This window comes from Litchfieldia alkalitelluris (genome assembly GCF_002019645.1).
GTDB classification, from domain to species: domain Bacteria; phylum Bacillota; class Bacilli; order Bacillales; family Bacillaceae_L; genus Litchfieldia; species Litchfieldia alkalitelluris.
The window spans coordinates 5,010,786-5,031,381 of sequence record NZ_KV917374.1 but is presented as its reverse complement, the minus strand read 5'-3'; the positions used below and the strand labels follow the sequence as shown (position 1 = coordinate 5,031,381).

The window sequence follows — 20,596 nt, the reverse complement described above, 5'->3', positions numbered from 1 at the left end:
TTTGATGTAAATAAGAGTAAGATCACAACCACTTATTATGTCACTCATCTCCTTTATCATATGATGTAAAGCAAAGTATGAGAAAGGAGGCGTTCCTTTGTTAGTTGTCTATTCCTATCATTGTGAGTGTAGCTGGAGCAAAGAATATGTGACAGGTGGGTTCAGAAGACCGGTCCCCTTGGTTGAAAGAGTAGAAACGCAGCTATTGGAAGCAAGGGATAAAAAAACTAAAGCAGTTTGGCGAAGTATGTATCAACAAATCATCAAAGAGGAAATAGTTTCTGAGGAGATAAGGGTTCAAACTGGGTTTATATCTTGTCTTCGATGTAAAAGTAGTAAGGACCAGATGGTATTGCGGAATGCCAAGAATGGAGTCTTGCTACATCCTATATTATGTCATCAATGTGGAAGTGAAGGGCATTTCTGTGTTCCTCCGGAAACTTCAACCTGTCCTAATAGTCAGAGAACAGTAGCGAGTGGAAAAGGAATATCCACTCAAGATCAGCTGAAACAAATGCTGGAGTATTGTGAGATTACATTATCAGACCAGTTTTCAGACCCATTTGTTATTTTAATAGGTGATAGGGCGATACAATACTCAGTGCCTCACCTAAAAGGCATTCCTCATTTGAAGATACAGGAAGGAAAAAGTTCATCTATTCATGTGATGGAGTCTTTTGATAAGGTGTCTAGAGTGTATATACATACATATTTTGATAACCCGTTCATATCTAAACTAGTTCTTTTGATGATGAAGCAGTTTTTCACTATGAACATAGAAGTGGTCCCAATAATAGCAACTCCAGCTACATTTGAGGGGAGAAGAAGGGCTGAAACGGTGATGAACTCTGTAAAGGATCTTCAATTATATTCAGCTAGAACGATTTTACTGTCAGGTGGAATTCAGAAAAAATTCGACACAATCATGGCTCTATATGAAGAATATATTCCCAGTCAGTTAAAAGAAATAATAGAAAAAGAGAGTTTAAAAGGGGGAGATTCCATTGAACAGGTTTGAAGTGGTTAAGATTGTTACACATTGGAGTAAATCCAGTCAAAGTAATAAGAAAGTTGCGTGGGTACTTCGAGATCATGACAATCAACAGGACTGTGGGTATACGTTTAACGAAGCATGGGAATTGATCCGTGATTGTGGTGCAATCAATGCGGAGGCGAAAAAACCTGCGGGAATCAAAATCATTCATCCTGTCTCCACTTCCTCCTTCATCCATGATAAAGGTTGGCAGCTTCCCTATGAAGACGCAACCCATGTTGCATTTAGTCAAGCTGCCTTAGATGCTATTAATAAAATGATAGAAACAGATAAAAATTGGAAAGTGAAACTCCATAAAGATAAATTTCAACGATCACAAAAAGACCTATTGTCGAGTTGGAAAACACATGAAAAGGTTCTGCAATGTATTGATGTCGCTCATCGTATTCAAAGTGCCAGAAGCATACTCATCTATATAGGTTCTTCTGTTTGGGTTGAAGCGGTTGGAAGTCAGATCTATCCAAAGGATATCCCATTCACGTTTAACAACCTAGAGGACTTATTCTCTAATTCTCTTTGCAATCATTTAGAAAAGCTTGATATACAGTCTGGTCCTACTCCATTTCAGTATATTGATAAACCGTATGCAATCGACTTTTTAGATGCTGTTAAATCAGTTAATACACATACACAGGTAAGTTTTGAAGTGAGTGAAGGAACTTTTCAAGAAAAGGAGAGGGCTTCTGCTGTAGATTTGATTTTAGTCATTGGGGCCAGTTTTCAGGACTTACATCCAAGCGTTCCTACTTATTATATCAGTCCAGAAATAGGGGAGCAGTTTTCTAAACAGTCAATTTCAGGTCCGATCACACTTATCCTTAAAGAGATTGAGCAGCATTTTGTCATAAAAGGGAGACCTCTTTGTAATGTGTGTGGGAAGAAGGTGACCCAAGGAGTTGGCAGTTCTACGATTGCTCCCGTTACCATTGCTGTATGCTACTCGTGTCGATCACGTGGTGCGGAGCCATATGGTATTGTTCTGACAAAATATGCACTAGAAATAGATAACTTTCAGAACGGTCAACCAGGTCCATATTTTAGCAGTGTCATACAAGCAACGCTAGACTTACTAGGGATTTCAAGAGAACAGTTTGAACTGGATGTTAGAAGTAAAAGAGATGAACTGGAAAAAAATAAGTCTGGGACAATTTCAATGAATGGAGCCACTTCATGTGTAGGTACACCCTTGTACAATTGAGATATTAAATCTGATGGGAGATGGTACATTGGGCAAACAGGTGTTAAAGGTGCGTGAGGATTTTTATAAGAAAGACTTTATCGTTGGTGAGACGCATTCATTTTTTGAAGGAAAATACAAAATTTTGGACACTGACTATAGAAATGAGCATGGTGTATTTATTCTGTGTGAATATTTGGGTGAGTATGAAGAAGTGGGATTAAAGTCAGAGGTTATAAAGTCAATTCCCGCAGGGGTTGATAAACCCTTTAAAATGATCGGCACTATTCACATCCTAGGATATCGTAATCTCTTAGCTGGTCCAGGCTTTTATGTGGAAGACCGAAGAACTGGTGAGGTTGTGGGTATGTCCTTTCGAGAAACACTACAGCTACTATTTAATGAAGGAGCAACAAACGCCGAAGGATTCAAGACTGGAACAGGTAATTTCTGCTCTAGTACAATTGATTCGGTAGGGGAACTCCCATCATTTGATAGCCATTACTGGAAAATACCAGCATATGACGAAAATGGTGTTGCTTTTGCAAAGCTAACACAAGCTGCAAAAAGAGAAGTTGCAAAAGCGCTGCGGTATGCTGTCAAAAAACCCATGCGGAACAAGCAGTAGCTGGAGCCGACTTAGTCCTTGTAGCGGGTAATTCACTATCTGTTTATCCTTTTCTAGTTTGCTTGATTTTAAAAGTGATGGTACTAAGATGGTAATTCTGAATGCTGGGTTTGATCGTAAAGACGAGCGCTTTGAATTAATGATTGATGGGAATGTATCGGAGGTTGTTCATAAGCTGACGGAAAATGAATAAATGGGCAAGGAGTTATTCTTTGCCTAACAAGAGTTGGTAGCTGAAGCAATAGGAAATTAATTTTGTATCAACTTTCCCTTGTCTCATACTATTGGTTAGGTGAAGTTTAATGAAGTCAGACAGAGAAAAAAGTGTAGAGAGAAAAACTCTACACTTTTTATATAGGTAGTTTTTTAATCCCCGAACTAACACCACCTCGTTCTTTTATCCACTTGATGATGGCTGTATTTCTGTTGTATCTTGCAACATCAAGCGGGGTTTCGTCATCGATGATACAGTTGATATCTGCACCATGCTCGAAAAAAATAGGAAGGAGGTGGAGGTGTCCAGAGTCAATTGCCGCAATCAAAGCTGTTGAACAAATCATCTTTTTTTCTTCTTCGTCTTCTGGAAGTCCTCTTTTCATCATCTTCAATATCAAGTCCAAATAATTTTTACAAGCTGCTATCGATAAGACGTTGTAGTTGGGAGTAGGGGTTAATTTGAAAAGAGGGTCATACTGAAATAAGTAATTAGCCATCTCTTTTTTGTTCATCATCATCACCATAAAATACACTTTATGGGTAACGGGTATTCCTTTCTTTAACAGATAGTTAACGACTTCAAACCGGCTCGATGTTGCAGCTGATCTGAGTACATCTTCGTTTATGGTGGCCCCCTTTTCTTCGAGGAGCTGAAGGAGCTCTAGATTTCCATAACTTGCAGCCAAGCTGATTGGAGTGGCACTATATTTATTTTTTACATTCACATCAGCTCCATATTGTATCAACGCTTCGATTAATTCTCTATGCGCTTCCTTGGTTGATACAGCATAGTGAAAAGGGATCTGTCCATATTCACTTCTTTTGTTGGGATTAGCACCCTTTTCAAGCAGGAGCTTTACTGCATCTACCTTCTTGTGAAAAATTGCTGGGTATAAGCATGCTTGAATATCCTCTTTTGATTCAAGTGTGTGGATCAAAGGCATGACAAATGTGTTTTTTGTACTCATAAACTGTTTGATGATAGCTGCTCTCCGCTCACTTGTTAGATGTTGATATGGTATCAGTTGCTCTAGTAGTGAGATCTTTCGTTTCTTTAATGCGATCTCAAATAAAGTATCTGCCATTTATTCAGCCCCTTTAGTGTTGATATTTCTATTGTAAGAGGTGGGTCATACACAATAAGTCGCCGTTGACAAAATAATGGTAAAAGTGTAATATATAGGTATAAAGTTTTTTGAGGGAAAGTATATCGTTATATAATAATTAAATAGTAGTAAGCCCTAGTTATACGTATTTACGTACAGCTAGGGCTTTTTGAGTTGTTCTTTTTTATAAAAAAAGGAGGAATGTGTATTGTTTAATTGTTTAAGAGGTAAAAGAAAAAATGAATTGGAAATTAATAATGGAATGGAATTTATGATAAAACGAGTTCGTTTTACTCTTGAAGATGTTGAAAAAAAGAGTAAAAGAGAATCGTTACATCTTTTTGCAAAAGTCATTTCTATTAATCATCCTAAATTTTTTACTCTTAAAATAAAATCAAATTACGAAGAAAAATATTATATTGAAACTTTTCCAAAAGAAGAGTTTATAGAAAAAATTGATAAGCAATCAATTATTATTCTTCAGTAAATTTTAGTTGCTTTCCCTGAATATTTTTTTGGGGAAAGCAATGAACTCTTAAACAATTAGACATATTCCTCCTAAAAATAATAAATAGAGGTGATCTCATGAAGGAAGTTTGTGTTATTTGGATGCTAGAAAATGAGGTGCGAAAATTGGTCCTTAAAGGGCTGCCTGATCCTGACTTGTTTTGGGTAGAGGTTTATAGCATAACAACCCAAGCACTCTTGGAAAAGTCTCAAGTGGTAAATGAATGGGAAGATGTACAGGAGTTGTTAGAGGGGTATCACTGGACAGATTATGAAACAGTAAGGATTGATACAATGTTTACAGGACTTATCAGATCTTTTCGACTAAAAACAGGGACTCTGCCAAAGTACAAGGCACGCGAGAGAATTTTAGAGCTATATGATCGGTTTCGAAATAATGAAGGGTTGGAAGTGAAACGAGTTGCAAATGAGTATAACGTGGTGGAAGAAACGGTTTCGCGAGACATAAAACTCTTAAGAAATTTCTTCATTAGAGAGAAGAAAACGATTGTTTATCATGCTAATCAGAATGTTTATAAATTGGGGGGAATAGGGACTTCCGATGTTGAAGAAGAAGTACCACTTCAAGAGGTTAATTCCACTTTAAGAATTTTACAAATCTATGATTTATTCCGAACACAAGACGCAGTTGATGGAGATGAAGTAGCGGGTAACTATGGAATTGGAAAGGCTGAGTTTCAAAAGGATCTAAAAATTCTTCGGACATTTCTTTTACGAGAGGGTAGAACCATTAAGTATGATGGCCGACTGAAGAACTATAGGTTAATTCCTTTAGCGGTTGAAAAATAAATTTGTGTCTTTTTTAGAAAAGATACTAGAGCAACCTATGATGTTGTACCAAGGTAGTATCATGAGAGTAGATAACTATTTTTATAGGAGTGAGAAAAGATGTTAATCCCTTGTATGCACTGCCACCAAGAGTATAGTAAAGAATGGACTTGGTTCAAATGTAATACGTGTGGGCATCGAATCTGTCACCCATGCCTTGGACAAATCGATTTAAGTGTACGCAATGTGATTTTGGCTATTTTGAAAATAAATAGGAGGTGTCTCGATTGACCCAAATTATTGTGAATACAGAGGATGTTGAAGGCACAGTCGAGAATAATGCAATTGTCTACTATAATGGGGAGCCATTTAAAGTGGTCGATGCTAATTACCGTGATGAGAAAGGGGAAGGGGTACTTTTAGAAGTGATCATGTTGGAACCATCTAGTGATTACATTCATTAAGTTAAATATAAAGGGGGATTTCTATGGGAAATAGAGAGTGGAAGGTTTCAAAAGAGGAATATCAGAAGTTATTAAAATTTCTCGGGTATGGGAATTTTAGAGAGGCAGATCTAGTCATCTTTGGAAATGAAGAGGGGGCTGGCGGTTACTCTATTGAGGCCAACGTAAAAGCAAGATGTGAGAGCTACGGAAAAGATCCTAATGGAAATTATATCAACTGCTTGGAAGAAAATGATTGGACGGGTGGATATTGGGATTTAGAGGAAAACGGTCAACAAAAAATCCTGAAACATTTGTTACCAAGTGAAAAGGCTCAAAAAGAGGGGTATACTAGGGGGGCGTTTCTACCTGCAGTGGCACGCATTTGTCTTGGGCTTGAAAATAAGAATGAAGATGTTGAGGCTTGGTTTAAAAGCTATGCAGATAATGGTGATGCAGCAAAAGATATTAAAAGGTATATCAGAGAAACACTTTTTAAGAAAAACGACAAGATACAATCAGCATTAGTCGATTGGAGGCCGTTACCAAGGCAAACTGAAAGTATCTGGTATCCAGTAGAATATGGTGAAATCTCACCAACACGAACTAATAATCCATACTTAAGAGCGTTTAATAAGCCGAAAGTTTCCAGAACAGCTAATAGTAATAGTTTTAGTAATTTTAATCAGGATGTGGAGTCAAGAGCTTCTACGATTCATGCACTTTTTAAAACCATTCCTTCGAAAGTAATCATTGGCTTTGGAGGAGCAAATGGAATAAAAAAAGAGGTGTTCGAAAAGATATTTGGTGAAAATATATTTGAGCCCCTCGAGTTTAAAACTGTGGATGTAAGCTATTTAAATAGCTATAAAGCTAAAGTATCCGTTGGTGAGAAAGACATCCATATCTTTTTGCTTCCATTCCCAGAAATAGGGACTGTATTTAAGTCGCATGATGACCAATTAAAGTGCTTGAAGGAACTAACCGTATCTTATGTTGCTCCTTTGGTTGGGTAAGGGAAAGGGGTAGCTTGTTCCTTTGCCTCCATTTCATGTAGAGTGTGTAACAGGTGGTCTTAATGTAATTCTTCAATTAATTCAAAATAAAAAAATATAAAAACACCTTAAAGAGGTACTGGTCACCAGCGCCTCTTTGCTTTTTACATGTTGTTCATTATCGGTGGACCAAGGAGTTTTGTTCATTCTCACCTATAGGCTTTTGACATTCTCATTTCATTGTCAGCTCTCTGGTAATCTCCACTGTTTTTATAGGCAATGGATCTTGCTTCGTAAGCTCTTGAAATACCAGGATTGTTTTGAACTTGAGTAAGGATTTCAATTACTTTAGTTGCATAATTAATAATTTCTTCAATACTATCATTTGTAAGTCCTTTGTTTCCTAAATCCGCTAGTATGATCAATACCAGCCTACACCTTGGATATGATTTTGCTTCCAATAGTAGGGACAATCCCTCTTCAATTTGTCTATTGGATAGAAGATTGACACCTGTTGAAAATAAACTTTGAGCATATGTAATAGAACTTCCTGAGAGTCTTGCACTCTCAATTTCTTTTTTATTGATTCAACTAGCTTCTTCTTTTCTTCCCAACTGGCGCAAAATGCTTGCTTGGCGTAAGTAGCATTGAGATACTAATTGATAAGCTTTTACCATTTCAGTATTGTTCTGTTTAATCATTTTATGAATCTCATTTTCCACTTCTTTATAATGCTGTAACGCTAAATCATATTTCTCTTGTTGCTCAAATAAAATGAGTGCTTCTTCCAGTTTTCTCTCCCAAATAGCTACACTATTTTCCATTTAAACCCTCCCAACACCATATTATAATGAAGGACAATAAGATATTCATGGCCTCTAATTTGTCGATATATTAGCCGATAAGGTTTCATATTTTTATTTTGAAATTAAAATGTTAAAAGGCTAATTACAAAAATATACATATTCCGCCTTATCCTTGGAGGATTACTAATATGAAAAATATAATAGATAAAATAACAAGTTTCCGAGATGAAAGAGGTTGGAAACCTTACCACAATGAAAAAGATCTTGCTCTTTCAATCTCACTGGAAGCAAACGAACTTTTGGAAAATTTCCAATGGAAAAGCAGTGAAGAAGCTATTGCTGAATCAAGACAGAACATCAAGGAAGAGATGGCTGATGTTTTGATTTATCTTATACAATTAGCAGACCAAATGGGTGTAGATTTAGAAGAGGAAGTTTTTAAAAAGATGGAGAAGAATGCGATAAAATATCCAGTTGATAAGAAGTGAAGTAGTGACCATGATTAACTATAATGGAAACGCCTATAACTTAGTTTTTTGGGAATTAAGGATAGCTGAAAACAGAAGTAGATATATTAATTACAAGTTTACGGATTACTTTTGATAGTATTTGTAAAACACCACTACTGTATCTTATAGATAGAATTCTTAATATGGGATTAGTTTTTGATTATCTTGCATAATAAAACAATGGTCAATCAAGTAGAGTGTCACCCGGAGTTGAATGAAATAGAACTACATAAATCTTTGGAAAAAACAAAACCTAGGAGGTATTACCACGATGAAATATAGAAGATTGGGAAAAAGTGGCTTGAAGGTTAGTGAAATTAGTTTAGGAAGTTGGTTAACGTATGGGAAATCGATAGAAGAAAATGTGGCTGAAAAAACGATACATAAAGCATATGAATTAGGTATCAACTTTTTTGATTCTGCAAATGTATATGAGTAAGGTCAAGGTGAACGTGTAATGGCTCAAGCACTAAAAGAGTATCCACGTGAATCCTATGTCATTACGACTAAAGCGTTCTGGCCAATGGGAGAAGGTCCAAATGATCGCGGTTTATCACGAAAACATGTAACTAGATATAGTTAAAGAAGATCATCCGAGTGCAGTCATTAAATAATTACTTAGACATCTATCAGTAGGCAATCAGTCGATATTGGTTTTGTACTCCACACCGCTGGAGTATAGAATCAAGAACTCTAGGTTCTAGTTCTACCACGACCACCCAAACAACATTTAAATATTAAAATCGTAAGAAACGAGACAGGGAGTAATTCCTTGTATGAGGTAATTTATTTAAGCTACTGATCATATCCATTCCTATAATAGATTCAGTTGATTCTTCCTTTGAATGTTAAGACTGATTGAGGTGGTGTGTTTCTTCTTGATCATCACGAAATAGTAGAAGCCACTTTTGCCTCCTCGTATATTTTTTTGCTACATTAATTACAATTTTGTAAATCCAAGCTTCGAAAGAATAGTTTGTATTATATAAATTATGTTTTTTAAAAAGGCGGATAAAAGAATCTTGTGTAATGTCATCTGCTAAAATATGATCTGACAATATGAATGTACTACATACAATTTGTCACTTACTTCTAGCCTCTTCGGGCATAATTATGCGCCGGTAATCGCCAGGTTTATTAAGGAACTAGCTAATCCAAGAGCAGGCTATTATGCCCGCCGCCCCTCCAAATAAAGTACACGTCTGTATAGGAGAGGCTAGTGTGTAAATTAGAACTAACTTATACATGAAAAGCTTTTTACTAGCGATTTTTTTTATAAGACAGATGAATATTCCTTTGGCCATTATAACAAGCATCATGGCACGATTTACCTATAACTAATAGTGAATATGACGCCATATTTGGAAAATGGGGAAAGTGAATCTGAATGTTCTCCAACCACAAAATAAGGATTAAACAACGTAGAACCCGATTACCGGTATCTAATTTAAGCACACAAACTAAAAATACTATTATCGTAAAAAAAGGACAAGGAAAAAATCCATTGTCTTTTTTTGCGATAGATAGGTTGTGAAAGATGAGTCAGTCAGGGAAACTATATATGTTGTTTAATAGGATAAAAGCTCCAACCTGGACATCAACAAAATTGTTCATATATTCATATGCTTATAAAGGGTGGATAACTCATACAAGAGTTCAAGCTTATTAAATTTCAAAATGGTACTTCCTACTAGTCGAATTGCTATTTATCATTAAATTACCATCCGTACAGTTTCAGCATCTTTATCTAATTGGAAGCTAATTTTCTTATCTCCACAGATAAGTTCATAATCACCAAGGAAACCTTCAAATGAAACCATTCCGTTGTCATTTGTCTCGCTTGTCACGTTTGTATACCAATCTCCTTTAATCAGTTTCTTTAATACTTCATAAGAAGGTTTTAAACTATTATCTTTTCGGATAAATCCGGAAGGTGCATTGATCCACGCTCCATCATCACTGAACTCCCAAGAGGAGATGGCTTCTACTAAAGGATGGTTAAATAGGATTGTATACATTTCTTCTACTTCTTTTGCCTGACGTTCTTCAAATTCAGGAGTTGATGGCCAATCTGTTACTTTATAGTCATTTAGATCCACAATTTCAGGTGGCATAAGATGCCCAGATAACAGTGTGTTTTCTGTAAAATGAATAGGTAAACCAAATTGGGAGAATCGTTCTAGTACTGCTTCTAATTTTTCACGACCCCAATATCCTTGGTGCTGATGTGTCTGAATACCGATTGCATCAATTTGAACACCTGCATTTAGACAGCCGTCAATTAAAATTTCATAGTTAATAGAAGTATTAAAGTCATTCAATAAAAGTGTGGAACCAGGATTGAATTCCCTTGTTTTAGCAAACATTTCTTTAATAATTCCAACACGACCTAACTCTTTTGCGATTCTAGTAATCCCATTATCATATTTATCATAAACAGGCATGATCACGACTTCATTGATAACATCCCACATATCGATTAATCCTTTGAAGTCTGCTACCTCACGTTCAATTCTAGCAAACTGGGCTTTCAGGATTTCTTCATTGCTCATGTCGAGAAGCCATGGAGCTGTAGCTGTGTGCCAGACAAGAGGATGTCCTTTCACTGTTACATTTCGATCTTTTAACCATTGTGCAGCAGCCATTAATTCTTTTGTACGTGGTTTTCCTCTTTCAGGCTCAAATCCTCCCCAATAGCCGGGAAATTCTCCCCAGTAAAATGGGAGTGTGGCGAAGTTGAAAATATCCAAAAACTTATCCAGTTTTTCTTCCAAAAATGCAAGTCTGTCTGCTGGTACATTTTTGTTAGCTACCTCTATTGCATTAAAAATACCACTACCAAACAAAAACTTATGGTTTGTTTGTTTAAATGTTACTTCTTTTCCAGAAACAGGATTACCTGATGCATCTACTAGATTAATTGTCTTTAAAGCCATACGGTGTGCTAATTGATTTGTTTGTCCCATTCTTTTGCCTCCATATTCATAGTCGCTGCATAAACCACTTGTAGAAAACGCTTTCTACCTTAGATTATATCAAAGTTTATCCAACCAATAAACTAACTTTTTCTCCTAAATACTATAGTTAGTTTCGCCACCTATTAACAAGTCCTATGACAACTTCCTATACATGGTAGGTGAATGGCCAGTAAATTTCTTGAAATTCCGATTAAATGAACGTAAGTTGTTAAACCCACAGTTCATGGCGATTTCACTAATGGATTGCTGACTATTTTTTAACTGATAGCAAGCTTGGGAAATTCGATATTGAGTAAGATATTCAGTAAAAGTCATGTTCGTCATTTGAACAAAAAGCTTTGATAGATATGCATAATCATATTGGAGGTGTTTTGCGACCGCTTTTAATGTACAAACATCACTATAATGTTTATCTACATAAAGTAGAATTTTATGAAATACTTTCGTTTTTGTTGAGTATATAACTGGAGTTAAGCTGGAATGATCCACTAAAATACCACATAAATCATATAGAAAACTCTTTTGTCGATAAATCGAGTCTAGTTTATGGAATTCAGGAACATCAGTTAGATGAATCACGTTATTTTCAGGTATATATCCCTTGTAGTTCATAAAAAAATGACCAATTAATTCAGGAGAAAAAATAACGATTGTGATGTTAGAGTGATTGATGGTTTTGAATTCATGCATTTGGTTATTAAAGATAAAAGCTAAATCATTTTTATGTAGTGTATACTCTTTTTGATCCACCTTGACGAATAATTCACCTTCATTAACGATGATTAGTTCATATGCTCTGTGAAAGTGGAGAGGAAAGCTGTCATTGTGCAGTGTGAAATACTGAAAGGATTCTTTTTCCTCTACTCCGTGATCCTCAAAGAAAACCAACTCTTCTCCTCCTAAAAAAACACTAATATTGTCTTATATTATACTATATTTTGAATAGAATCGATTTTAAAATATTCTTATAATGAGAAAGAGATTGCTATTGAAGGAGGAAGTAAAATGGCTTTTGAATATCACGTAGCAAAAAATGGTTCTGATCTTGGGGAAGGCACGAAAGAAAAACCATTCTTAACGATCAATAAGGCAGCTTCCGTTGCCGCAGCTGGAGATACGGTCATTGTCCATGAAGGAGTCTATCGGGAATGGGTTAAACCTAAATATTCAGGGTTAAGCAATTTAAGAAGGATTACATATCAAGCTGCTGATGGAGAGAAAGCAGTTATTAAAGGTTCAGAACAAATTCAAGATTGGCAACTATTGGAAGGCACGGTATGGAAAACCGTCCTGTCTAATGAATTTTTTGGGGGCTATAATCCTTATAAAGAAGAAGTTTTCGGTGATTGGATTGTTTATAACCCAGGGAGACATCTTGGAGATGTGTATTTAAATGGAAAGTCTTTTTATGAAGCAGAGAATTTAGAACAAGTTAAAAATCCTATAAAACAAACCGAAGTATTAGATCACTGGACACGAAAGATTGTTCCAGTCCACAATCCGGAACAAACTCAATATGTATGGTTTGCTGAAGTGGATGAAACAACGACAACGATTTATGCTAATTTTCACGATTATCATCCGAACGAAGAATTAGTAGAAATCAATGTGCGAAAATGTTGCTTTTATCCAGAAAAAACTGGGGTTAATTATATAACGGTAAGAGGGTTTGAATTGGCCCAAGCAGCCACTCCGTGGACGCCACCTACGGCAGATCAACCTGGGTTAATCGGTCCGCATTGGAGTAAGGGCTGGATTATTGAAGATAATGTGATTCATGATTCTAAGTGCAGCGCAATCAGTATTGGGAAAGAAGGCTCCACTGGAAACAACTTTCGTTCAATACGTAAAGATAAACCAGGCTATCAATATCAGTTAGAATCAGTATTTCTTGCCCGTCAAGCTGGTTGGAGTAAAGAGAAAATTGGTTCTCATGTGATTCGAAACAACACGATTTATGATTGCGGACAAAATGGTATTGTCGGCCACCTGGGGTGTGTATTCAGTGAAATTTATAACAATCATATCTATAATATTGCCTTAAAGCGTGAATTTTACGGTCATGAGATTGCTGGTATCAAGCTCCATGCAGCAATTGATGTGCAAATCTATCATAATCGTATTCATGACTGTTCTTTAGGAACATGGCTGGATTGGCAGACTCAGGGTACAAGAGTGAGCAGTAATCTTTTCTATCGGAATAACAGAGACTTGTTCATTGAAGTCAGCCATGGCCCTTATATTGTTGATCATAATATTTTAACAGCAGACTATGCATTAGATAATCATGCTCAAGGTGGTGCTTACATCAACAATTTGATTCGTGGAAAAATGGTACATCGCAAAATGCTTGATCGTGCCACGCCATATCATGTACCCCATAGCACAGAGGTAGCGGGATTTGCTGTCACCTATGGAGGGGATGATCGCTTCTACAATAATCTCTTCGTTGGTGATGACGAGCTAGAGGATGTTGGTACGGCGCATTTTGATGGTTATACAGCATCACTTGAAGAATATATAGAGACTGTCCATCAAGAACCTGGTGATCATGAATCATTTAATAAAATAGAACAGCCAGTTTATATTAATAAAAATGCTTACCTGAATGGGGCAAAGTCGTTTGAGAGAGAACAGGAAAAAATAGTTGCGGACGAGTTTGATCCACAATTAAAAATCATTGAAGAAGGAAATGAAGTGTATCTTTCTATAGAGCTTCCAGAGGATTTTGAAAGTATGCTTGGAGAAGTTCAAACGACGAATACCTTGACGAGAGTACGTATCGTCGATGCGGAATTTAATAATCCAGACGGAAGCGAAGTAACTGTGGATACGGATTACTTAGGAGAAAAAAGATCGGAAAATAGTGTAATAGGACCAATTAGTAGCCTGAAAAAAGGACAGAATTATGTGAAAGTATGGGGGAATCTGGATTAATCCACACTCCTTTTTACTTGGTGTAAACGTGGACCGGCTAAGACACTAATTAGGATAAATGGTAAAAGAAAGTATCAAGAAAAGGTACCGATTGGTGCCTTTTTTGTTTCACTTGCTACAACTTGAAGAAAGTGAAACAAAGTATCCAGCTCTTTTTTAAAATATGAATGATCTCATTTGTCTATCTGGAATGACCAATGATAATGTTACCAAGGGTAAATAAAAGAGTTTTGGTAAAAGAGTTCGTCGAAGTACAAAAAATAGGTTAGCATAGATGTGCTAGCCTATCCTCCTTTATGTTCTTATGTTTAGTAACCGTACCTTATAGTAAATCCTCTAGTTTTGTATCTGAATAAATGGCGATCAGGATGACAGATTTTTTATCTCCAATATTTTTTATAATATGTGGAACACTTGCATTCCAGCTAAAAGAATCACCTTCTTCTGCGATAATAGAGTCTTCTCCTTGTTCAGCTAAAACTTTTCCTTCTAGTACTAGATGGCATTCTTCTCCTTCGTGTGCATGTGGTTCATCTTCTCCGATGGCAAATCCAGGAGGTGATTCAACAATCATCATTCGTAATGGCCCTTTTGAAGTTATATGCTCAATTTTTAAATTTTTTAACGATGAGGTCCTTCTAGCACCTTTTCTAACAACACGCATATGCTGTTTTTTCTCTAAAAGTAAGTAAGGGAGTGGCACCTTCAGAAATTCCGCTATGGTATTTAGTGTGTTAATAGAAGGTGACGTATTATTGTTTTCAACGTTACTTATAAAGCCTTTTGATAGGCCTGTGCCTTCACACATTTGGGCAATCGTGATTTTTCTTTTATTTCTAATTGAACGAATTTTAGATCCTATATCCAACCTGTTCACCTCTATATCTTTGCTTTTAATTCACTTATGATAATAGTAGCAAAATCATTGACAGTCTACAAGTCTCTTGTTACCCTATAGAAAACCAATATTCTTATGAGGAAACAACTAGTGGTTTTTATTTTATTGTTTACTTGTTTTCCAATATGAATACTTTTTTCTTATTAGGTTACTATTTACTAACTGTCGATTAAAGATAACAATATAAAACGCTTTAGAAAAAGGTGATATTTAGGGGAGGAAAATTAGTTGTTTTGAAACAAGATATTGGTTTGAAAAAAATATTTCTTTAGGAGGATCTATAATGAAAAATAAACAAGATGTTGGTGCACTATTACTACGAGTGGTTTTAGGAGTTATATTTATAGGACATGGTGCTCAGAAATTCTAAGGTGGTATTGGAAATATAGCTGGATGGTTCGATAGCATAGGATTGCCTGGATTTTTGGCTTATATTGTTGCAAGTATTGAGTTGGTTGGTGGGATCGCAATACTACTTGGTTTTGCCACTCGTATTATAGCAGGTCTTTTTGTCTTAGTACTATTAGGGGCAATTGTGACAGTTCAATTAGCTGCAGGTTTCATTGGAGGTTACGCGTATGATCTTGCATTACTGGCGATATCTGCGTATTTCTTATTAAACGGAAGTAAGCTTTATTCTATAGATCATTATATTTCAAAAGCAAGAAACAAATGAAAATTTGATAAAGGGGGAGAGACCTATCGGGTTGTAAATAATGAAAAATATAAGGATCATTTCGGTAATTATCATTTTTACGATTGTAGTGGCACTATTTTTATTGCAAAAAGAGGAAGGGGGAGGCGCTGATATGAGTATGGAAACTTATACAGGGGCCATGGAACCTAGAATTGGCTATGTGGAACTGCAGGTTTCTAACTTAAATCAATCATTAATTTTTTATGAGGAATTAATAGGATTTCAAGTATTAGAGCGAGATGAAAAAACAGTAAAACTTACAACAGATGGTTTGGTAACGCAACTCGTATTGAAAGAAGAAGAAACATCTGTTGAAAGACCATTAGGAACAACGGGTCTATACCACTTTGCTATCATCGTTCCAACTAGACAGGATTTAGCTTTATCCACAAAGCATATAATAGAAAGTGATTATCCTATACAAGGGGCTTCAGACCATCAATATAGTGAAGCGGTATACCTAGCAGATCCGGATAATAACGGAATTGAAATATATGTTGATAGAGATCCGAATCAGTGGACAAGAGACGGTAATGGAGGTTATGTTGGGGCCACTGACCCGTTAGATGCTGATAGTTTATTCGCTGAAATAAAGGGAAATACTTGGAATGGTTTACCTAGTAAGACACGAATAGGTCATATGCATTTACAAGTATCAGACATAGAAGAATCAGAGAGGTTTTATGTGGAAGCACTTGGGCTTGATATTGTTGCTAAAGATACTCATATGCTTTTTGTATCAAAAGATGCATATCACCATCACATTGGGATGAACATTTGGGCCGGAAAGGGGTTGCCTGCACCTCCAGAACATGCATTAGGATTAAAGTATTTTACCCTTCATTTTACGGAAGAAGAGTATAACAGTGCAAAAACGAATCTCGAACAGTTAGGATACGATTATCATGAGGATAATGATAAAATAACTGTAAGTGATCCTTCAGGGAATAAAATAAAGATTTTATTAAAAGATTAATATAATCACTTTTAACCCTTTCAGGGAAGACAAACATTTAGAATATGAATAAGAGAAATAAAACAGTGCCTCATCGTTTTGGATGAAGGCACTGTTTGAACTTGTCACGGGACGGGGGAGCGCCGTGTCCCGTCCTAGGTCAGTGTTGTTGGGCTGATCAAAAAGTATGATTTGATTTAAATTTTATGATTAGATTGAAACTGCACTTATTAAGAGAATGAAAGGGTAAATTGCTTTAAATTGTTGCACTAAAATGAGTTTAATTGTTCGGCATGTCTCTTTATTGGTTAAGAAACAGATATGCTTCTACATACAACCTATGTGGATTGTGTAAACAGAAAAGAGATACAGTTCGACCCCGACCACCGGTATCGACGTTATATACACAAATTACAAAATACTAAATCGTAAGAGATGAGACAGGTTATTATCTGTCTTTTTGTGTTCTATCTTAATTAATTGGCCATTAATAACCATTGAACTGTACCATAATAGCAGAGATATAGAGAGGTGGAATCTAATTATTCCTATAGCTTTAGAAGCTTAAAAGTATATTCTTCCCTTTTGTTTCTGAGCTGTTACTAAAAACTCCAGAATTTTTACCAAAGTTGAATCTAGGAATTTTGCACTGCCAAAAAGGATGGACTTTATAATTTTATAAGGTTAGTGACATATTAAAACCTAGTAATAGTAGATCACTCCCCGAAGAGGTAAATTTCAATTTTGCAAAATGACAGGAGTAGAAACATGGAGTCTAAAATAATAAAGAAGAAATATAAGATTACTCTTACCATCACAGCTTGTCTTATTCTGGTTATTTTTTTCCGTAGTATACCACCTGCAAATGCAGCATTTAGTCCTAAAGGAGCCAAAGTTAATGAATATCATAAAACTCCAAAATTAGTAGATGTTGCTTCAATTGATGAAGTAATAAAAGCAATGACCTTAGAAGAAAAGGCAAAAATGGTTGTCGGTGGTGGTATGCCTGGAATGTTTGGAAATCCTAAAGCAGAGGTTGAGGGGGCCGTGGGATTCACACATGCAATCCCGAGATTAGGAATTCCTTCACTGCTATTTGCTGATGGCCCTGCAGGTGTAAGGATTAGTCCAATTAGAGAAAATAACTCAGATAAGGATACATATTATACAACTGCATTTCCAATAGAGACTGCAATGGCCTCAACATGGGATAAGGAAATGGTTGAAGTGATTGGAACGGCCATAGGGAATGAAGTTAAAGAATATGGCCTCGATACATTATTGGCACCAGCATTGAACCTTCATCGCAATCCTTTAGGTGGAAGAAACTTTGAGTATTTTTCCGAAGATCCTGTACTAACGGGAGAAATGGGAATTTCATATGTAAATGGTGTCCAAAGTAACGGTGTTGGAGCTACTCTTAAGCATTTTGTTGCAAATAACCAAGAAACAAACAGAATGAAGATTGATACAATCGTATCACAAAGGGTCTTAAGAGAATTGTATTTAAGAGGCTTTGAAATAGCAATGAAAGAATCCAATCCTTGGGCAGTGATGAGTGCATACAATCAAATTATTGGTATCTCTTCCTCACAAAATAAAGAATTGTTAACAACTGTGTTAAGAAAAGAGTGGGGATTTAATGGATTAGTAATGTCTGATTGGTTTGCTGGCTTTGAGCCGATTGAACAGATGAGAGCAGGAAACGACTTAATTATGCCAGGAAAAAATGAACATATTACTAAAATTATCAATGCTGTAAAAAAAGGAGAACTTGCAGAAAATATTCTTGATAGAAACATTAAACACATTTTAAACATTGTAGTAAAAACACCAAGCTTTAAAGGCTATCAACATTCTAATAATCCCTATTTAAAAGCACATGCACAAATAGCACGGAAGGCAGCCGTCGATGGAATGGTTTTATTAAAAAATGAAAACATGTCTTTACCTATAGATAAACATGCAAAGATTGGTTTATTTGGCAACCATCAGATTGAAACGGTTAAAGGTGGTACTGGGAGTGGTATCGTACATGCAGCATATACGGTTTCTATTGCAGAAGGGTTAATGGATTCTGGATTTCAGTTACATCATGGCTTACTCAACAGCTATAAGACATATATTTCGACACTAAGACAACAGCAAGAATATAAAATTAGGCCGGATCCATTAGGAGTTGATTTTGGTTTTGTTATCCCAAAAATTCCAGAAAAGCCGCTTAGCGCTGATGAGATAAACAGTGTAGAAAAAGAAACGGATCTTGGGGTAATTGTTATTGGCAGAATATCAGGAGAGTTTGAGGATCGAGAGAATGAAAAAGGGGATTTTCTTTTAACAGATAATGAACAAAAAATGATTGAAGCGGTAGCAAAACAATATCATTCATCAGGAAAAAAAGTAGTTGTAGTCCTTAACATAGGGGGACCTATTGAGGTAGCTAGTTGGAGAGATAAAATAGATGCGATTCTGTTAGCATGGCAACCTGGTCAGGAAGCAGGTCATGCTGTAGCTGATTTATTATCAGGTGTTGAGAATCCATCTGGTAAGCTTTCCACAACATTCCCGGTGAAATACAAAGACGTACCTTCAGCAAGTAATTTTCCAGGTATCCCTGAGGACAATCCATCAGTAGTCATTTATCAGGAAGATATATATGTAGGATATCGATACTATACAACTTTCCAAGTTAAACCCGCCTACGAATTTGGCTATGGATTATCTTATACAACGTTTAATTATCAAAATCTAAAAGTAAAAAAAGGGAAAAATCACATAGACATTTCAGTGGATGTTAAAAATAAAGGGGACGTCACAGGTAGAGAGGTAGTACAAGTGTATCTATCGCCCCCTGAAGGTAAACTGGACAAGCCGGCACTAGAATTAAAAGCATTCAGAAAAACAAGAGAATTGAAACCGAACGAACAAGAAACATTGAATTTTACACTTAATGCAAAAGACATTGATTCATTTGATGAACAAAAATCTGCATGGATAGTAGAAAAGGGCATATATGAAGTGAAAATAGGATCTTCTTCAGAAATTATTCAGGAGTCAGCAACATTTGAAATAGATAAAGAAATCATTGTAGAAAAAGTAAATGATGTGTTAAAACAACCAAAAACGGGACCGATAGGATGACAAACTGTCCCTGCGTCCCGAAAGTACTTTCTCAACTAGTTTATAACAAGATGCTAATTCCCGCATCTGGGACCGTGATTGGTTGGTGGACCAGGTTAGTCACTTTGTACTAATAAATAGAGGGAATATGATGCATCGAATAAACAATGGAATGAAAAAAATCCTACTGAACAATTTGCCAACGGTACTCAACGTTGTTATGAAGCAGGAGCAAAATCATAGGTGGATGTTGTAGGACAAAACCTGAAGATATAAGAGCTATTAATACTTGGGCACGTAAATAGGAAGATTAATAGATGGTAATTAATAAAAGACATTGGTAGTTTACCAATGTCTTATTTGCACCTGATTTTGAGGATTACCGTTGGATCACTACTTGTGTCTGCAGCAATAAGCATTGTTCTACAGTGAACTTTTCTAAATACCATTATTCCATTACGCAGAAAGATACATTCTATGAAAAAATCCTTCTACGTATATACCTATCCGGACGTTAATAATTCATGATGCCTGAATAGATTCTATATGATGGGTAAGGTTCCGTTCCCACTTTCTTCCTGTCCATCGTCTATAGTGAATAACTCCTCTGACCCATTCATCACAAGCATGTGCTATCCAAACACCTAACACACCAAATAATAATGACGTGGTTAAATACTCCCTTTTGGCTATGTTTATTGTAGGGGGGGTTTTTGGTTATTTGTATTGAGTTCATAAATTGAGACTCGAGATCCGTCTTGTTTTATAAATGTTAGGATTC

Annotated in this window: 20 protein-coding genes and 2 pseudogenes; 15 read left to right on the top strand and 7 right to left on the bottom strand. The window is 36.1% G+C overall.

The genetic code is table 11. The features are described 5' to 3' along the window. Nucleotides 1–97 precede the first annotated feature (97 nt). Genes BK579_RS23505 through BK579_RS26865 form a run of 4 tightly spaced genes read left to right on the top strand, consistent with a single transcriptional unit; the run spans nucleotide 98 to nucleotide 3,052 of the window. Nucleotides 98–1,018 (top strand): hypothetical protein, encoded by a 921-nt coding sequence (locus BK579_RS23505; RefSeq protein WP_078549747.1) that lies wholly within the window; start codon nucleotides 98–100, stop codon nucleotides 1,016–1,018. Beyond that, complete coding sequence (locus BK579_RS23500; RefSeq protein WP_078549745.1) at nucleotides 1,005–2,252, top strand: hypothetical protein; 1,248 nt, start codon at nucleotides 1,005–1,007, stop codon at nucleotides 2,250–2,252. The genes BK579_RS23505 and BK579_RS23500 overlap by 14 nt, the downstream gene beginning before the upstream one ends. Before the next feature lie 28 nt (nucleotides 2,253–2,280). Beyond that, the gene (locus tag BK579_RS23495; protein ID WP_078549743.1) at nucleotides 2,281–2,859 is read left to right on the top strand and encodes a hypothetical protein; all 579 of its coding nucleotides are present in this window, start codon (nucleotides 2,281–2,283) and stop codon (nucleotides 2,857–2,859) included. A gap of 58 nt (nucleotides 2,860–2,917) precedes the next feature. After that, nucleotides 2,918–3,052 carry a hypothetical protein gene (locus BK579_RS26865; RefSeq protein WP_268876542.1) on the top strand — a complete coding sequence of 45 codons (135 nt, stop codon included), beginning with the start codon at nucleotides 2,918–2,920 and terminating at the stop codon, nucleotides 3,050–3,052. Nucleotides 3,053–3,209: 157 nt separating this feature from the next. Here the strand turns inward: BK579_RS26865 and BK579_RS23490 are convergent, their stop codons facing one another. Beyond that, nucleotides 3,210–4,160 (bottom strand): ankyrin repeat domain-containing protein, encoded by a 951-nt coding sequence (locus tag BK579_RS23490; RefSeq protein WP_078549741.1) that lies wholly within the window; start codon nucleotides 4,158–4,160, stop codon nucleotides 3,210–3,212. Nucleotides 4,161–4,389: 229 nt separating this feature from the next. Between BK579_RS23490 and BK579_RS23485 the strand changes: the two genes are divergently transcribed. The 4 genes from BK579_RS23485 to BK579_RS23475 all read left to right on the top strand — a co-directional run bounded on the left by BK579_RS23485 (nucleotide 4,390) and on the right by BK579_RS23475 (nucleotide 6,936). After that, nucleotides 4,390–4,668, top strand: a complete 279-nt coding sequence (locus BK579_RS23485) for a hypothetical protein (RefSeq protein ID WP_078549739.1) — start codon at nucleotides 4,390–4,392, stop codon at nucleotides 4,666–4,668. A gap of 98 nt (nucleotides 4,669–4,766) precedes the next feature. After that, entirely contained in the window at nucleotides 4,767–5,498 is a 732-nt protein-coding gene (locus tag BK579_RS23480) for a hypothetical protein (RefSeq protein WP_078549737.1), read from the top strand. A gap of 266 nt (nucleotides 5,499–5,764) precedes the next feature. Further along, a complete protein-coding gene (locus BK579_RS25915; protein ID WP_169891238.1) occupies nucleotides 5,765–5,941 on the top strand; it encodes a hypothetical protein in 177 nt (58 codons plus the stop codon). Between the two features lie 23 nt (nucleotides 5,942–5,964). Continuing rightward, a complete protein-coding gene (locus BK579_RS23475; protein ID WP_078549735.1) occupies nucleotides 5,965–6,936 on the top strand; it encodes a hypothetical protein in 972 nt (323 codons plus the stop codon). A gap of 188 nt (nucleotides 6,937–7,124) precedes the next feature. Here the strand turns inward: BK579_RS23475 and BK579_RS23470 are convergent, their stop codons facing one another. Next, nucleotides 7,125–7,340, bottom strand: a complete 216-nt coding sequence (locus tag BK579_RS23470; protein ID WP_078549733.1) for a hypothetical protein — start codon at nucleotides 7,338–7,340, stop codon at nucleotides 7,125–7,127. 162 nt (nucleotides 7,341–7,502) lie between these two features. Further along, nucleotides 7,503–7,739 (bottom strand): hypothetical protein, encoded by a 237-nt coding sequence (locus tag BK579_RS23465; RefSeq protein ID WP_078549731.1) that lies wholly within the window; start codon nucleotides 7,737–7,739, stop codon nucleotides 7,503–7,505. 170 nt (nucleotides 7,740–7,909) lie between these two features. Between BK579_RS23465 and BK579_RS23460 the strand changes: the two genes are divergently transcribed. After that, complete coding sequence (locus BK579_RS23460; protein WP_078549729.1) at nucleotides 7,910–8,209, top strand: nucleotide pyrophosphohydrolase; 300 nt, start codon at nucleotides 7,910–7,912, stop codon at nucleotides 8,207–8,209. Between the two features lie 292 nt (nucleotides 8,210–8,501). Next, nucleotides 8,502–8,798, top strand: a pseudogene (locus BK579_RS23455) (aldo/keto reductase); the annotation flags it as partial. Between the two features lie 280 nt (nucleotides 8,799–9,078). Here BK579_RS23455 and BK579_RS23450 read toward each other — a convergent pair. The 3 genes from BK579_RS23450 to BK579_RS23440 form a co-directional block, all read right to left on the bottom strand. Beyond that, nucleotides 9,079–9,288: an RNA polymerase sigma factor gene (locus BK579_RS23450; RefSeq protein ID WP_204524757.1), complete on the bottom strand. Its 210-nt coding sequence runs from the start codon at nucleotides 9,286–9,288 to the stop codon at nucleotides 9,079–9,081. Nucleotides 9,289–9,942: 654 nt separating this feature from the next. After that, nucleotides 9,943–11,196, bottom strand: coding sequence for an endo-1,4-beta-xylanase (locus BK579_RS23445; protein ID WP_078549725.1), 1,254 nt, complete (start codon nucleotides 11,194–11,196; stop codon nucleotides 9,943–9,945). A 144-nt stretch (nucleotides 11,197–11,340) separates the two neighbouring features. After that, nucleotides 11,341–12,096: a helix-turn-helix transcriptional regulator gene (locus tag BK579_RS23440; RefSeq protein WP_078549723.1), complete on the bottom strand. Its 756-nt coding sequence runs from the start codon at nucleotides 12,094–12,096 to the stop codon at nucleotides 11,341–11,343. Nucleotides 12,097–12,213: 117 nt separating this feature from the next. On the opposite strand from BK579_RS23440, the gene BK579_RS23435 reads away from it, so the two are divergent. Beyond that, the gene (locus BK579_RS23435; protein WP_078549721.1) at nucleotides 12,214–14,145 is read left to right on the top strand and encodes a right-handed parallel beta-helix repeat-containing protein; all 1,932 of its coding nucleotides are present in this window, start codon (nucleotides 12,214–12,216) and stop codon (nucleotides 14,143–14,145) included. A gap of 322 nt (nucleotides 14,146–14,467) precedes the next feature. On the opposite strand, the gene BK579_RS23430 is transcribed toward BK579_RS23435, so the two are convergent. Beyond that, nucleotides 14,468–15,013: a helix-turn-helix domain-containing protein gene (locus tag BK579_RS23430; RefSeq protein ID WP_078549720.1), complete on the bottom strand. Its 546-nt coding sequence runs from the start codon at nucleotides 15,011–15,013 to the stop codon at nucleotides 14,468–14,470. 454 nt (nucleotides 15,014–15,467) lie between these two features. Between BK579_RS23430 and BK579_RS23425 the strand changes: the two genes are divergently transcribed. From BK579_RS23425 to BK579_RS25370, 4 genes and pseudogenes are all read left to right on the top strand, one after another. Then, nucleotides 15,468–15,719, top strand: a complete 252-nt coding sequence (locus BK579_RS23425) for a DoxX family protein (RefSeq protein WP_407936262.1) — start codon at nucleotides 15,468–15,470, stop codon at nucleotides 15,717–15,719. A gap of 40 nt (nucleotides 15,720–15,759) precedes the next feature. Then, on the top strand, nucleotides 15,760–16,716 hold the full coding sequence (locus BK579_RS23420) for a VOC family protein (protein ID WP_078549718.1): 957 nt from the start codon (nucleotides 15,760–15,762) through the stop codon (nucleotides 16,714–16,716). A gap of 747 nt (nucleotides 16,717–17,463) precedes the next feature. Continuing rightward, on the top strand, nucleotides 17,464–19,836 hold the full coding sequence (locus tag BK579_RS23415) for a beta-glucosidase (protein WP_235848523.1): 2,373 nt from the start codon (nucleotides 17,464–17,466) through the stop codon (nucleotides 19,834–19,836). A gap of 201 nt (nucleotides 19,837–20,037) precedes the next feature. Next, nucleotides 20,038–20,120 (top strand): annotated as a pseudogene (locus BK579_RS25370) (homocysteine S-methyltransferase family protein); the annotation flags it as partial. Between the last annotated feature and the right edge of the window lie 476 nt (nucleotides 20,121–20,596).